The organism is Citrobacter sp. RHBSTW-00570 (assembly GCF_013739755.1).
GTDB classification, from domain to species: Bacteria; Pseudomonadota; Gammaproteobacteria; order Enterobacterales; family Enterobacteriaceae; genus Citrobacter; species Citrobacter braakii.
Genome location: NZ_CP056399.1, coordinates 2,728,990 through 2,743,989 on the forward strand (window position 1 = coordinate 2,728,990; position 15,000 = coordinate 2,743,989).

Sequence of the window (15,000 nt, forward strand, 5' to 3'; positions counted from 1 at the left end):
ACGACTTTTTACATGTGCAGGTTACTTCGCTCAGGGTTTCTTGGTTTAATAGCCGTAGAAAATTCCACATTGAAACAGGGCTTGAGAATGCAAAAACTCATCAACTCAGTGCAGAACTACGCCTGGGGAAGTAAAACTGCGTTAACGGAACTTTATGGGATTGCCAACCCCACTCAGCAACCGATGGCTGAGCTGTGGATGGGCGCGCATCCGAAAAGCAGTTCGCAGGTTCTGGACGCTGACGGCCAGACGGTCGCTCTGCGTGATGTCATCGAACACGATAAATCCGCACTGTTAGGCGATGCCGTTGCGAAACGCTTTGGTGAACTGCCTTTCCTGTTTAAAGTGCTGTGCGCCGCGCAACCTCTTTCGATTCAGGTTCATCCTAACAAGCACAACTCTGAAATCGGATTTGCCAAAGAAAACGCGGCGGGGATCCCGATGGATGCCGCCGAGCGCAATTACAAAGATCCTAACCACAAACCGGAACTGGTTTTTGCTTTGACACCGTTCCTGGCGATGAACGCATTCCGCGAGTTCTCTGAGATTGTCGCATTGTTACAACCGGTGTCCGCCGCGCATCCGGCTATTGCGCATTTCCTGCAGGAACCGAGCGCGGAACGTCTGAGCTATCTTTTCGCCAGCTTGCTGAATATGCAGGATGTGGAGAAATCTCATGCGCTGGCGATCCTGAAATCGGCGCTGAACAGCCAGCAGGGTGAACCGTGGCAAACCATTCGCCTGATCGCCGATTTCTATCCGAATGACAGCGGGCTCTTCTCCCCGCTGCTGCTCAATGTGGTGAAACTCAATCCTGGCGAAGCGATGTTCTTATTTGCCGAAACCCCACACGCCTACCTGCAAGGTGTGGCGCTGGAGGTAATGGCTAACTCGGACAACGTGCTGCGCGCTGGACTGACGCCAAAATACATTGATATCCCGGAGCTGGTCGCCAACGTTAAGTTTGTCGCCAAGCCAGCCAATCAACTGCTGACCACGCCAGTTAAGACTGACAGCGAACTGGACTTCCCCATTCCGGTCGACGATTTCGCGTTCTCCTTGCATGAACTGACCGCCAATGGCGCAGATATCAACCAGCAAAGTGCGGCCATTTTGTTCTGCATCGAAGGTGAAGCCGTGCTGAGCAAGGGCGAGCAGCGTCTGGTGCTGCAGCCGGGTGAGTCGGCCTTTATTAGCGCGAATGAATCGCCGGTAAACGTCAGCGGCACGGGCCGTTTAGCTCGGGTTTATAACAAGCTGTAGCAAGATACTGATATTTTTAACAACTCTTGCTAAGCTGTAGTGAGTTAAAGACATGTCACTCCTCCAGGCGTCTTCAAACGCCTGGTTTTATTTTATGGATATCAAAATGAAAAAATCGCTGGTAGCTGCGGGTGTGGTGGTTGCACTGGGTATCGTCTGGACGGGCGGCGCCTGGTACACAGGAAAGAAACTCGAAACGCATCTCGCCGAGATGGTGACGCAGGCAAACGATCAGTTAAAACGCTACTCCCCAGAGGCGGGCATTGAACTGAGTTATCAAAACTACCAGCGCGGCGTGTTCAATAGCCAACTGCAGTTGGTGGTGAAACCTGTTGCCGGGCAGGCAGATTCCTGGCTGAAACCGGGACAAAGCATCGTCCTGAATGAAACCGTGGATCACGGCCCTCTCCCGCTGGCTCAGCTGAAATCACTGAATCTTGTTCCGGCAATGGCCTCCGTGAAAACGACGCTGGTCAATAACGACGTGACGAAACCGCTGTTTGATATTGCCAAAGGTGAGACGCCATTCATCATTAATTCCCGTATTGGCTACAGTGGGGATACCCGTTCCGATCTCTCCCTCAAACCGCTGAACTACGAGAAAGGCGACGAAAAAGTGGCCTTTAGCGGCGGGGAGTTCCAGTTTACGGCAGATAAGGATGGTAATGCGGTGTCGCTGACTGGCGAGGCGCAAAGTGGCCTGGTTAATGCCGTCAATGAGTATGATCAGAAAGTACAAGTTACTTTCAATAACCTGAAAACTGAAGGTTCCAGCAGTATCGCAAGCTTTGGTGAGCGCATCGGCGATCAGAAATTGTCCCTCGAAAAACTGTCGATTTCAGTCGAGGGCAAAGAGCTGGCGGTGCTGGAAGGCATGGGTATCGATGGCAAATCCGATCTGATTAACGATGGCAAAACCGTCAACAGCCAGTTGGATTACACCCTGAACAGCCTTAAATTGCAGGGCCAGGATATGGGGAGCGGTAAGCTGACGTTGAAAGTTGGCCAGATTGACGGTGAAGCGCTGCACCAGTTCAGCCAGCAGTACAGCGCCCAAACCAAAGCGCTGATGGCGCAGATTGATGTGGTCCAAAATCCTGAGCTTTATCAGCAGAAAGTCACCGAAGCCTTCTTTAATGCGCTACCGATTTTGATGAAAGGCGAACCGGTTGTCACCATTGCTCCACTGAGCTGGAAGAATGCAAAAGGTGAAACCACATTTAATCTGTCGCTGCTGCTAAAAGATCCGACCGCAAACACGGTGGAGCCGCAAACGCTGGCCCAGGAAGTGGATCGTTCCGTCAAATCGCTGGATGCGAAACTGACCATCCCTGTCGATATGGCGACTGAGTTCATGACGCAAATTGCCAAACTGGAAGGATATCAGCAGGAAGAAGCGGCTGGTCTGGCGAAGCAACAGGTTAATGGCCTGGCGGCGATGGGGCAGATGTTCCGCATTACGACTTTGCAGGACAACGTTATCGGCACCAGCCTGCAATACGCAAACGGCCAGGTGACGCTGAACGGACAAAAAATGCCGCTGGATGAGTTTGTTGGTATGTTCGGTATGCCTTCTCTTACACAGCCGGACGCCCCTGCCATCCCGCAACAATAATCACTCGTCGGTGACAGGCCCGATAACAGTGTTTATCGGGCTTTTTTATTTTGCCGCCACCAGACGAGCGGAAAGCGTCAGATTGCGTGAATGACCTTCATCGTGGGCAATGCGTTGTAGCATACGTTCAGCAAGGGTGTATCCCATTTCACGCGCAGGCGAACAGGCCCAGGTAATCGGGATATCGTCCAACGCGTTTTCCGCCACATCAGCGAATCCGGCCAACGATATTTGCTGTTCGAAATAGCGATCGACACCAATTTCACCACTCTGACGTCCTGCTCTCATCAGGCCAAACCAGGCGCCTATGGCGATTATTTCGTTGTAGCACACCACCGCGCTGATCGTGGGATTGCGGCGTAACAGCGCCGTTACCTCTTCTGCGGCCTGCTTCTGGCTGGATGAGCACTCCAGCACCCAGTCGCTATGAAACGGTAAACCATATTTTAGTAACGTTGCACAATAACCGCCGACGCGCTCTGCGCGAGTCAATGAAGAACTCTGCCCGCCCAGCCAGGCAATACGCTGGTGTCCGTGGCGGATAAGATGTTCAACCAGTAACTGTGCAGCCTGCATGTTATCGGGCCTGACGGTGTCTGCGTCATCCATGTAGCTGGCGCGTGATGCAAATACCACCGGGATCCCTTTATCAGCGGCCAACTGTTGCAGCGCATCACTGCTGCCAGCGGCCCCGGCAATGACCACGCCATCCACCCCTTGGTTGAGTAGCATCGCGAAACGCTGCGCCAGCTGCTCCCCATCTTTACCGCCGTGCAGTAAGAAGACCATGCGCCCCTGCGCTTCCAACGCTTCCGTCAGACCCGCCGTCAGCTCGGCGTAAAACGGCGTTGAAAGATCACGTACAATCAAACCAACTACTCCGCTCTGCCCGCCGCGCAGCGCTGATGCCTGGCGGTTACGCACAAACCCCAGTTGCTCAATAGCAGCATTCACCCGCTCCCCGGTCGCTGATGAAATTCGCCCTTTTCCACTGAGCACCAATGAGACGGTGCTGACCGAAACCCCCGCAGCCAGCGCAACATCATGGATGGTTATTTTTTTGGCTATAGCCATAAAAACAGAAAACTCCCTGATAACGTGACGGATAAAACGTTTTATCAATCACTTATATTTATACCCCCTATTATCGTTCGATAATGTGATTTATACCGCACTAAAATTAGGTAAAACGTTTTATCTTCTCGCCATCATTAGTCAGCTAGCCTTTACAAGGAGTCGTTTGATGACGGCGAGAACCACACCAAAAATAACGTTATGGGAATTTTTCCAGCAGTTGGGCAAAACCTTTATGCTGCCTGTAGCGCTGCTTTCATTTTGCGGGATCATGTTGGGGATCGGCAGCTCGTTGAGCAGCCATGATGTCTTAACGCTGATCCCGGCGTTGGGGAATCCGGTGCTTCAGGCCATCTTTACCTGGATGAGTAAAGTTGGCTCATTTGCGTTTAGCTTCCTGCCAGTCATGTTCTGTATTGCCATTCCTCTGGGCCTGGCGCGCGAGAACAAAGGCGTTGCGGCGTTTGCCGGTTTTGTCGGTTATGCGGTCATGAACCTCGCCGTCAATTTCTGGTTAACCGCCAAAGGTATCTTACCCACCACAGATGCGGCGATCCTGAAAGCCAACAACGTGCAAAACATTCTGGGGATCCAGTCGATCGACACCGGGATCCTCGGTGCCGTTATTGCCGGGATCATTGTCTGGATGCTGCATGAACGCTTCCACAACATTCGTCTGCCGGATGCGCTGGCGTTTTTCGGTGGTACGCGCTTTGTGCCTATCATCTCCTCGGTGGTGATGGGATTGGTCGGGCTGGTCATTCCCCTGATTTGGCCGGTTTTCGCCATGGGCATTACCGGACTCGGTCACATCATCAATAGCGCGGGGGAATTTGGTCCTATGCTGTTTGGTACCGGTGAACGTCTGTTGCTGCCTTTTGGCCTGCACCATATTCTGGTGGCACTCATTCGCTTCACCGAAGCTGGCGGCACACAGGAAGTCTGCGGCCATAGCGTGAGCGGCGCACTGACTATTTTCCAGGCTCAACTGAGCTGCCCGACAACGCAAGGTTTCTCTGAAAGCGCAACACGCTTCCTGTCCCAGGGTAAAATGCCGGCGTTCCTCGGCGGTTTACCGGGTGCAGCATTAGCCATGTACCACTGCGCACGTCCTGAAAATCGTCATAAAATTAAAGGGTTATTAATTTCTGGTCTGATTGCCTGTGTCATCGGCGGTACAACTGAACCACTCGAGTTCTTATTCCTGTTCGTCGCTCCGGTTCTGTATGTAATCCACGCCCTGCTAACCGGTCTTGGCTTCACCGTGATGGCAGTGCTTGGCGTCACTATCGGTAACACTGACGGTAACCTGATTGACTTCGTGGTGTTCGGCATCCTGCACGGATTGTCCACCAAGTGGTACCTGGTCCCTGTTGTCGCGGCTATCTGGTTTGCGGTGTACTACGTGATCTTCCGCTTCGCCATCACGCGTTTCAATTTGAAGACGCCGGGCCGTGAAGTCGAAATTGCCAGCAATATCGAAAAAGTAATGGCCGGAGCGCCTGGTAAATCAGGTTACAACGTCCCTGCTATTCTGGCGGCGCTGGGCGGCGCGGAAAACATTGTCAGCCTGGATAATTGCATCACCCGTCTGCGCTTGTCAGTGAAAGATATGTCGCTTGTTAACGTACAGGCTCTGAAGGACAATCGTGCCATTGGCGTAGTACAACTCAATCAGCATAACCTTCAGGTCGTTATCGGTCCGCAGGTCCAGTCAGTGAAAGACGAGATCGCGGTTCTGATGAACACCGTACAGGCTTAAGGACAACAATATGTTTGATTTTTCAAAGGTTGTGGACAGGCACGGTACCTGGTGTACTCAGTGGGATTACGTTGCCGACCGTTTTGGTTCAGCCGACCTGCTGCCATTCACCATCTCCGATATGGATTTTGCCACCGCACCTTGCATTCTGGAGGCGCTGACTCAGCGCCTGTCACATGGCGTGTTGGGTTACAGCCGCTGGAAAAACGATGAGTTTCTGGCGGCGATAAGCCATTGGTTTCTTTCGCGACATAACACTCAAATAGATCCTCAGTCGCTGGTATATGGCCCCTCGGTCATCTATATGGTGTCGGAGTTGATCCGCCAATGGTCATCCGTGGGCGATGCGGTGGTTATCCATACTCCGGCTTACGATGCGTTTTACAAAGCGATTGAAGGTAATCAGCGCCAGGTACACGCAGTCGGACTGGAAAAACGCGCCGACGGCTGGTTTTGCGACATGGTTGCGCTGGAGAAAGCCCTGTCTCGACCTGAAAGCAAAATTCTTCTGCTTTGCAGCCCACAAAACCCAACGGGCAAAGTGTGGACGCGCGACGAGCTGGAAACCATGGCAGAACTGTGTCAGCGCCATGGTGTAAAAGTCATCTCCGATGAGATTCATATGGATATGGTATGGTCAGACCGGCCGCACATCCCGTGGAGTAACGTCGCGCGTGGCAGTTGGGCACTGCTCACTTCCGGCTCAAAGAGTTTTAATATTCCGGCATTAACCGGGGCTTACGGACTCATTGAAGATGCTCAAAGCCGCAACGATTACCTCAGCGCGTTAAAAGGCCGCGATGGTCTTTCCTCGCCTGCGGTGCTGGCGCTTAGCGCACATATTGCCGCTTATCAACAGGGTGCAAGTTGGCTTGATGCGCTGCGCGATTATCTTGCCAGCAATCTGCATTACGTTGCGCGTGAGCTTAATGCCGCATTCCCCGAACTCAACTGGCAGATTCCGCAATCCACCTATCTGGCATGGATTGACCTGCGTCCGCTCAATATTGATGACCATGCCTTGCAGGATGTTCTCATCCACCAGCAGAAAGTGGCTATCATGCCGGGATACACCTACGGAGAAGAAGGTCGCGGTTTTGTACGCCTCAATGCCGGATGCCCAAGATCCAAGCTTGAGAAAGGCGTTCAGGGGCTGATTAACGCCATCCGTTCTGTACGTTAATTAAGTTTGCGCAATGAAATTATTCATTGCGCAACATAGCTTTTTATCCCGATTTTTTCATATAATACGACGCACTTTACCTAAATACACGAGTGCGACCATGATTGATACTTCCCTCCCCCTGACCGACGTCCATCGCCACCTTGATGGTAACATCCGTGCCCAAACGATCCTGGAACTGGGTCGTCAGTTCAATTTAACGCTTCCGGCACAAACGCTGGAAATGCTGATCCCTCATGTGCAAGTCACATCAACTGAGCCGGATTTAGTGAGCTTTTTATCCAAGCTCGACTGGGGCGTGAAGGTACTGGCCTCGCTGGATGCGTGTCGCCGCGTGGCATTTGAGAATATTGAGGATGCAGCACGTAACGGTCTGCACTATGTAGAATTACGTTTTTCACCCGGCTATATGGCGATGGCGCATCAGCTCCCGGTTGCGGGCGTGGTTGAAGCCGTCATTGCCGGCGTACGCGAGGGCTGCAAGACCTTTGGCGTCGAAGCTCGCTTAATTGGCATTATGAGCCGTACCTTCGGCGAAGCCGCCTGCCTGCAGGAACTGGATGCGCTGTTAGTCCACCGAGACCATATTACGGCACTGGATCTGGCGGGTGACGAACTGGGTTTCCCGGGCAGTCTGTTCCTGTCGCATTTCAATCAGGCGCGCGACGCCGGCTGGCGTATTACCGTGCATGCGGGCGAAGCCGCGGGACCAGAAAGTATCTGGCAGGCTATTAAAGAGCTGGGCGCAGAACGTATTGGTCACGGCGTAAAAGCCGTTGAAGATCGTGCATTGATGGATTACCTCGCCGAACACCGTATCGGCATCGAATCCTGCCTGACATCGAACATTCAGACCAGCACCGTAGCCTCTCTGGCAACCCACCCACTGAAAACATTCCTTGAGCATGGCGTTTTAGCCAGTTTGAATACGGACGATCCGGCGGTACAGGGTGTGGATATTATTCACGAGTACACCATTGCCGCGCCAGCGGCAGGACTCACGCGCGAACAGATCCGTCAGGCGCAAATCAACGGCCTGGAAATGGCATTTCTGAGTAACGAAGAAAAACGTGCCCTGCGCGAGAAAGTCGCCGCAGCGTGACGGTTAAAGTGCCGGATGAGATGCTGAGCATCACCATCCGGCATTTGCCTAATCAGGCAAGGCACAGCGTCGAGCGATGTTTCGCCGATTCAAGACCCAGCTCAATCAGCTCCATGATTTGAATAGCTTGTCTCGCCGGTACCGGGTTTTCACCGTGACCATTTAGCGCATCACGAATGCCAGCATAGTACGCCGGGTAATTACCCGGTACAGTCAGCCAGGTCTCTTCAACCTGCTCTTCGCCTTCTATTCGCGTCAACACGCCATCGCGCATGTCGTAACCCCAGTCTTCCTGAGGAAGTCGCTCGCCATTTTTCAGGCGCTCTTCCTGCGGGTCAAGACCATACTTCACATAGCTGCCACGCGATCCGTGCACGATATAACGGGCCGACTCAGCGGCAGCGAGCATGGTACCGTGCAGAATCACACGACGCTGCGGATAAGTCAGGATGGCATGGAAGTAATCCGTCGCTTGCGCACCTGGGCGGAGCTGAGCCAGGTCTACCGTCATGCTGACGGGCAAACCAAACAGGTTAATCGCCTGATCCAGAAGATGCGGTGCTAAATCATACCAGATGCCGCTTCCCGGCCCCCCCTGTTCACGCCAGCGATCACGAACCTGCGGGCGGAATCGATCGAAATGGGATTCGAAATACGCCACCTCCCCCAAAACGCCATCCGCCAGCAGGGCTTTCAACGTCAGAAAATCACTATCCCAGCGGCGGTTATGGAAAACGGACAGCACGCGACCAAGGCTGCGCGCCAACGCATCCAGTTCGCGTGCTTGTGACAGTGTCACGGTAAAAGGCTTATCAACAACCACATGTTTGCCCGCTTCCAGCGCAGCCTTCGCTAACGGGAAGTGAGTGTCGTTAGGCGTGGGGATCACAATCAGGTCGATATTCGGATCGTTAAAAAGGTGTTTAGGCTCAGCAACAACCGCCACCGTTGGCCAGTCTGCCTTCACTTTTGCTTCATCACTACTGGAAACCGCAGCCAGTTCGAGGCCCGGTGTGCCCACAATCAGGGGGGCATGGAAGGTTTTACTGGCGTAACCATAGCCAATTAGCCCAACGCGGATGTTGTCACTCATGTTATAGCCTCTCAATTCAGGACTGACCTATTTCACACCATACCCTGCAACGTCTCAATAGTTTAATAACCATTGCGCTACAAAGGTTGTTTATTAACTTAAGTCAAACATATGCCACTTATGCTTAACTTGCAGCGAAAAAGAGGGAGAAATCGTTCCCAATTATCTTGCTGTATTATTGAGAGATTAGTAACATTTGCAGCCTGTGTTTATGGATAAATCAAAGCAAATGTCATCAGTAATGAATCGTCTTATTGAATTAGCAGGTTGGATTGTTCTCACCGTCTCTGTGATCCTGCTGGGTGTTGCCAATCATATTGACAATTACCAGCCACCGGAGCCCGTTGCTGCTGTGCAGAAGAAATAAGCATCTGCAGTCCCTTATAACCCGGCAATTAACATCGAGTAACGGCAGGGGTTGGCTGCAAAAGATCGAATTTTGTCAAAAAAAGAGAATAATGCCGCATCCCACTCCGGTGCATATTGCCTGCTGTAGCGAAGCGCGTTACCCTTACCGCAGGTGCGCATAGCGCCTGCTTTTCCACAGGTATGAACACTCTTCTCACATTTGCGCGTCAATCCGCTTTTACCTGTGCATGTTGTTTATTATTTATATTTACTACTCCGTTGGTATTATTTTATTAATATGGATTTCCATTTATGACTGTTCAGGATTACTTATTAAAATTCCGCAAAATCAGTTCACTCGAAAGTCTGGAAAAACTGTTCGACCATCTTAACTACACGCTCACCGACGATAGCGACATTATCAATATGTATCGCGCTGCAGACCATCGCCGTGCGGAGCTTATCTCAGGAGGTCGTCTGTTTGATGTTGGTCAGGTACCCAAATCAGTCTGGCATTACGTGCAATAAAGAAGAAAGTAGCGCTCAACGTTAAAAGCTTTATAATAATTGCCCCAAAATGAATGGCATGTTTGATTGCGCGCGTAAACCTGGAGAAGAGATGACTACCACACCGGCACAACGTATCGGGGGCTGGCTACTTGGGCCACTGGCCTGGCTGTTAGTCGCATTGTTGAGCGCTTCGCTGGCGTTATTACTTTATGTCACTGCGCTGGCTACACCGCAAACCTTCCAAACGCTGGGTGCGCAAAGTACGGCAAATTTGCTGTTATGGGGCGTCTCTTTTATTACCGCGATTGCCATGTGGTATTACACGCTGTGGCTGACGATTGCGTTTTTCAAACGCAGAGCCTGTGTGCCTAAGCATTATATTCTATGGCTGCTGATCTCCGTGTTACTGGCGATTAAAGCGTTTGCGTTTTCACCGGTTCCGGACGCCTTTGCCGTGCGCCAACTGCTGTTCCCATTGCTGGCTGCAGCACTGCTGGTGCCCTATTTCAAACGCTCGCAACGCGTTAAATCGACGTTTGTGAATCCGTAATAACCCTACAGTTAACCTGTTGTCGCCTGTTGTAGATTGTCAGATAATAGGCGGCTTTTTTATTTCAGGCCGAAAAATGACTGATTACCTGCTGCTGTTTGTCGGAACTGTACTGGTCAATAACTTTGTACTGGTCAAGTTTCTGGGGCTCTGCCCGTTTATGGGCGTTTCCAAAAAACTGGAAACCGCAATGGGTATGGGCCTTGCCACGACGTTTGTCATGACACTGGCATCCATCTGCGCATGGCTGATTGACACCTGGATCCTCATTCCACTCAATCTCATCTATCTGCGCACGTTGGCTTTTATTCTGGTCATCGCCGTCGTCGTGCAATTTACCGAGATGGTTGTACGCAAAACCAGCCCTGCACTTTACCGCCTGTTGGGGATCTTCCTACCGCTGATCACCACTAACTGCGCGGTATTAGGCGTGGCGTTACTGAATATCAATCTCGGTCATAACTTTTTACAGTCGGCGCTATACGGTTTTTCCGCCGCCGTCGGCTTCTCGCTGGTGATGGTACTGTTCGCCGCCATCCGCGAACGCCTCGCCGTGGCGGACGTGCCTGCTCCGTTTCGCGGTAATGCGATTGCGCTGATTACCGCTGGTTTAATGTCATTGGCCTTTATGGGCTTTAGTGGTTTGGTGAAGTTGTAATGAATGCTATCTGGATTGCCGTTGCCGCAGTGAGTCTACTGGGTCTGGCGTTCGGCGCTATTTTGGGTTACGCCTCACGACGTTTTGCCGTCGAAGATGATCCTGTCGTGGAGAAAATTGATGAAATTCTCCCGCAAAGCCAGTGTGGACAATGCGGCTATCCGGGCTGTCATCCTTACGCTGAAGCGATCGGCTCTCAGGGCGAAAAAATCAACCGTTGCGCACCCGGAGGCGAAGCGGTGATGTTAAAAATTGCCGCCCTGCTGAACGTCGACCCGCAGCCGATTGATGGTGATGAACACGATGTTACCCCCGTGCGTATGCTGGCGGTCATTGATGAAAATAACTGTATCGGTTGTACAAAGTGCATTCAGGCCTGCCCGGTTGATGCGATCGTGGGCGCGACCCGCGCCATGCACACGGTGATGAGCGATCTCTGCACCGGGTGCAACCTGTGCGTTGACCCGTGCCCGACGCAATGTATCGAATTACGCCCGGTGGCCGAGACACCTGATAGCTGGAAATGGGATTTAAACACCATCCCTGTGCGCATCATTCCCGTGGAACAACATGTTTAAGTTATTCTCTGCATTCAGAAAAAACAAAATCTGGGACTTTGATGGCGGCATTCATCCACCAGAAATGAAGACCCAGTCGAACGGTACGCCGCTGCGACAGGTTCCGCTGGCGCCACGCTTTGTTATTCCGCTGAAACAACATATTGGCGCGGAGGGTGAGCTGTGCGTAAACGTTGGCGACACCGTGCTGCGTGGTCAGGCGTTAACCCTTGGGCGTGGTAAAATGCTTCCGGTACATGCGCCAACGTCAGGCACCGTTGTTGCTATTGCCCCGCATTCTACTGCACATCCATCGGCATTAGCTGAGCTGAGCGTTATTATTGACGCCGATGGCGAAGATCGCTGGATTGAGCGAGACGGCTGGGCCGATTACCGTTCCCGCAGCCGGGAAGAGCTGATCGCACGTATTCACCAGTTCGGCGTCGCCGGACTGGGTGGCGCGGGTTTTCCCACCGGCGTTAAGCTGCAGGGCGGCGGAGATAAAATTGAAACGCTGATCATTAACGCTGCTGAATGCGAGCCATACATTACGGCTGATGACCGCCTGATGCAGGACTGCGCGGCGCAGGTCGTCGAAGGTATCCGCATCCTGGCGCATATTCTTCAGCCACGCGAAATTCTACTGGGCATTGAAGATAACAAGCCACAGGCAATTTCCATGCTGCGCGCGGTGCTGGCTGATTCACACGATATCAGCTTACGCGTGATCCCCACCAAGTACCCGTCAGGCGGGGCCAAGCAGTTAACGCAAATCCTGACCGGCAAGCAGGTTCCGCACGGGGGACGCTCTTCAGATATCGGCGTGCTGATGCAAAACGTTGGAACCGCCTACGCGATTAAACGTGCGGTGATTGACGGAGAACCGATTACCGAGCGTGTCGTGACGCTGACCGGCGAAGCCGTCAGCCGTCCGGGCAACGTCTGGGCGCGTTTAGGCACGCCGGTTCGTCATCTGCTCAACGACGCGGGCTTCTGCCCTTCCGCCGACCAGATGGTGATTATGGGCGGGCCGCTGATGGGCTTTACGCTGCCTTGGCTGGATGTACCGGTGGTGAAGATAACCAACTGTCTTCTGGCGCCCTCTGCCAGTGAAATGGGAGAAACGCCGGAAGAGAAAGGCTGCATTCGCTGTAGCGCATGCGCCGATGCCTGTCCGGCCGATCTCCTGCCGCAACAGCTTTATTGGTTCAGTAAAGGGCAGCAGCACGACAAAGCAACGGCGCACAATATCGCGGACTGCATTGAATGCGGTGCCTGCGCCTGGGTATGCCCAAGCAATATTCCACTGGTGCAGTATTTCCGTCAGGAAAAAGCCGAGATTTATGCCATTAGTCAGGAAGAAAAACGTGCCGCTGAAGCGAAAGCGCGATTTGAAGCCCGACAGGCGCGACTCGAACGTGAAAAAGCAGCACGTCTTGAACGTCACAAAAGCGCTGCCGTTCAGCCTGCGGCTAAAGATCATGATGCCATTGCCGCCGCGCTGGCTCGCGTAAAAGAAAAGCAGGCTCAGGCAATGCAGCCGGTGGTCATTCAGGCTGGCGAAAAACCTGACAATAGTGCCGTGATTGCCGCACGCGAGGCGCGTAAGGCGCAAGCTCGCGCAACCCGGATGGAAAACCCTCCCCAAGCTGGAGGCAGCAGCACAGAGGTCGACCCGCGTAAAGCTGCAGTGGAAGCGGCAATCGCTCGTGCCAAAGCCCGCAAGCTTGAGCAGGAAACCGTAACGGAAACAGCCGAACCGGTGGATCCGCGTAAAGCCGCCGTGGAAGCGGCTATCGCTCGCGCCAAAGCCCGCAAACTCGAGCAGGAAACCGTAACGGAAACAGCCAAACCGGTGGATCCGCGTAAAGCTGCAGTGGAAGCGGCAATCGCTCGCGCCAAAGCCCGCAAGCTTGAGCAGGAAACCGTAACGGAAACAGCCGAACCGGTGGATCCGCGTAAAGCCGCCGTGGAAGCGGCTATCGCCCGCGCCAAAGCCCGCAAGCTTGAGCAGCAGACGGTTACGGAAACAGCCGAACCGGTGGATCCGCGTAAAGCCGCCGTGGAAGCGGCTATCGCCCGCGCCAAAGCTCGCAAGCTCGAGCAGCAGGCGGTTACGGAAACAGTCGAACCGGCGGATCCGCGTAAAGCCGCCGTCGCGGCCGCTATTGCACGCGCTCAGGCAAAGAAAGCCGCCCAGCAGCAGGTTGTAAACGAGGAATAAATGGTATTCAGAATAGCAAGCTCCCCTTATACCCATAACCAGCGCCAGACATCGCGTATCATGATGCTGGTATTACTGGCTGCATTGCCGGGGATCGCCGCTCAGCTGTGGTTCTTTGGCTGGGGTACGTTGTTCCAGATAGTTCTGGCCGCCATCAGCGCTATCGCCGCCGAAGCGGGCGTGCTTAAACTGCGCAAACAACCCATTGCCGCGATTTTAAAAGACAACTCCGCATTGCTCACCGGGTTACTGCTGGCCGTGAGTATTCCCCCGCTCGCCCCCTGGTGGATGGTAGTTTTAGGCACGGTATTCGCCGTTATCATTGCTAAACAGCTGTATGGCGGCCTCGGTCAGAACCCGTTTAACCCCGCCATGATTGGTTACGTGGTGCTGCTTATCTCATTCCCGGTACAGATGACAAGCTGGCTGCCGCCGCATGAAATTGCGGCGACTGTGCCTGGTTTTTTTGACGCCCTGAACGTTATCTTTAGCGGACATACCGCCAGCGGCGGGGATATGAACACGCTGCGTATGGGTATTGATGGTATCAGTCAGGCAACACCTCTCGATACCTTTAAGACTTCGCTGCATGCGGGACGTACTGTTGAGCAGGTGATGCAATACCCAATCTACAACGGCATGTTTGCAGGTGCTGGCTGGCAGTGGGTTAACCTTGCCTGGCTGGTGGGCGGCATCGTGTTGCTATGGCAGAAAGCGATTCGCTGGCATATCCCGGTTAGCTTCCTGCTGTCGCTCGCCGTTTGTGCCACTTTAGGCTGGATTTTCTCGCCAGATTCGCTGGCCTCGCCTCAGTTGCACCTACTTTCCGGCGCGACCATGCTGGGTGCATTTTTTATTCTTACCGATCCCGTTACAGCATCAACAACCAACCGTGGCCGCCTGATTTTTGGCGCACTTGCGGGCCTGTTAGTGTGGTTGATTCGCAGTTTTGGCGGTTATCCTGATGGCGTGGCTTTTGCCGTATTGCTGGCAAATATCACGGTTCCCCTGATTGATTATTACACCCGCCCTCGCGTGTACGGACATCGCTAAGGACTCCC

Annotated in this window: 14 protein-coding genes; 12 read left to right on the forward strand and 2 right to left on the reverse strand. The window is 53.2% G+C overall.

What is annotated here, in order from left to right:
• Positions 1-87 precede the first annotated feature (87 nt).
• Together manA and HV237_RS12970 are read left to right on the forward strand one after the other, a co-directional pair.
• The gene (gene manA, locus HV237_RS12965) at positions 88-1,263 is read left to right on the forward strand and encodes a mannose-6-phosphate isomerase (protein ID WP_047358426.1); all 1,176 of its coding nucleotides are present in this window, start codon (positions 88-90) and stop codon (positions 1,261-1,263) included.
• Between the two features lie 106 nt (positions 1,264-1,369).
• The gene (locus HV237_RS12970; RefSeq protein ID WP_047358447.1) at positions 1,370-2,878 is read left to right on the forward strand and encodes a YdgA family protein; all 1,509 of its coding nucleotides are present in this window, start codon (positions 1,370-1,372) and stop codon (positions 2,876-2,878) included.
• 45 nt (positions 2,879-2,923) lie between these two features.
• Here the strand turns inward: HV237_RS12970 and HV237_RS12975 are convergent, their stop codons facing one another.
• Positions 2,924-3,952, reverse strand: coding sequence for a Mal regulon transcriptional regulator MalI (locus tag HV237_RS12975; RefSeq protein WP_016153014.1), 1,029 nt, complete (start codon positions 3,950-3,952; stop codon positions 2,924-2,926).
• A gap of 169 nt (positions 3,953-4,121) precedes the next feature.
• Between HV237_RS12975 and malX the strand changes: the two genes are divergently transcribed.
• From malX to add, 3 genes are all read left to right on the forward strand, one after another.
• Complete coding sequence (gene malX, locus HV237_RS12980; protein WP_016153013.1) at positions 4,122-5,714, forward strand: maltose/glucose-specific PTS transporter subunit IIBC; 1,593 nt, start codon at positions 4,122-4,124, stop codon at positions 5,712-5,714.
• Between the two features lie 10 nt (positions 5,715-5,724).
• Positions 5,725-6,897, forward strand: a complete 1,173-nt coding sequence (locus HV237_RS12985; RefSeq protein ID WP_047358427.1) for a MalY/PatB family protein — start codon at positions 5,725-5,727, stop codon at positions 6,895-6,897.
• Between the two features lie 100 nt (positions 6,898-6,997).
• Positions 6,998-7,999 carry an adenosine deaminase gene (gene add, locus HV237_RS12990; RefSeq protein ID WP_047358428.1) on the forward strand — a complete coding sequence of 334 codons (1,002 nt, stop codon included), beginning with the start codon at positions 6,998-7,000 and terminating at the stop codon, positions 7,997-7,999.
• A 52-nt stretch (positions 8,000-8,051) separates the two neighbouring features.
• Here add and HV237_RS12995 read toward each other — a convergent pair whose 3' ends face one another.
• Positions 8,052-9,092, reverse strand: coding sequence for an oxidoreductase (locus HV237_RS12995; protein ID WP_016153010.1), 1,041 nt, complete (start codon positions 9,090-9,092; stop codon positions 8,052-8,054).
• A 241-nt stretch (positions 9,093-9,333) separates the two neighbouring features.
• Here HV237_RS12995 and blr point away from each other — a divergent pair, with 241 nt between their 5' ends.
• The 7 genes from blr to rsxD all read left to right on the forward strand — a co-directional run bounded on the left by blr (position 9,334) and on the right by rsxD (position 14,992).
• Positions 9,334-9,459 (forward strand): division septum protein Blr, encoded by a 126-nt coding sequence (gene blr / locus HV237_RS13000; RefSeq protein WP_019076739.1) that lies wholly within the window; start codon positions 9,334-9,336, stop codon positions 9,457-9,459.
• Positions 9,460-9,752: 293 nt separating this feature from the next.
• The gene (ydgT, locus tag HV237_RS13005; RefSeq protein ID WP_003832804.1) at positions 9,753-9,968 is read left to right on the forward strand and encodes a transcription modulator YdgT; all 216 of its coding nucleotides are present in this window, start codon (positions 9,753-9,755) and stop codon (positions 9,966-9,968) included.
• A gap of 91 nt (positions 9,969-10,059) precedes the next feature.
• Positions 10,060-10,500: a DUF2569 domain-containing protein gene (locus HV237_RS13010; RefSeq protein ID WP_016153009.1), complete on the forward strand. Its 441-nt coding sequence runs from the start codon at positions 10,060-10,062 to the stop codon at positions 10,498-10,500.
• Between the two features lie 76 nt (positions 10,501-10,576).
• On the forward strand, positions 10,577-11,158 hold the full coding sequence (gene rsxA / locus HV237_RS13015) for an electron transport complex subunit RsxA (protein ID WP_003029144.1): 582 nt from the start codon (positions 10,577-10,579) through the stop codon (positions 11,156-11,158).
• The gene (gene rsxB, locus HV237_RS13020; protein ID WP_006684670.1) at positions 11,158-11,736 is read left to right on the forward strand and encodes an electron transport complex subunit RsxB; all 579 of its coding nucleotides are present in this window, start codon (positions 11,158-11,160) and stop codon (positions 11,734-11,736) included. Before rsxA ends, rsxB begins: the two co-directional genes overlap by 1 nt.
• Positions 11,729-13,939 (forward strand): electron transport complex subunit RsxC, encoded by a 2,211-nt coding sequence (gene rsxC / locus HV237_RS13025; protein ID WP_181541558.1) that lies wholly within the window; start codon positions 11,729-11,731, stop codon positions 13,937-13,939. Before rsxB ends, rsxC begins: the two co-directional genes overlap by 8 nt.
• Positions 13,940-14,992, forward strand: a complete 1,053-nt coding sequence (rsxD, locus tag HV237_RS13030; RefSeq protein ID WP_047358430.1) for an electron transport complex subunit RsxD — start codon at positions 13,940-13,942, stop codon at positions 14,990-14,992.
• Positions 14,993-15,000 lie beyond the last annotated feature (8 nt).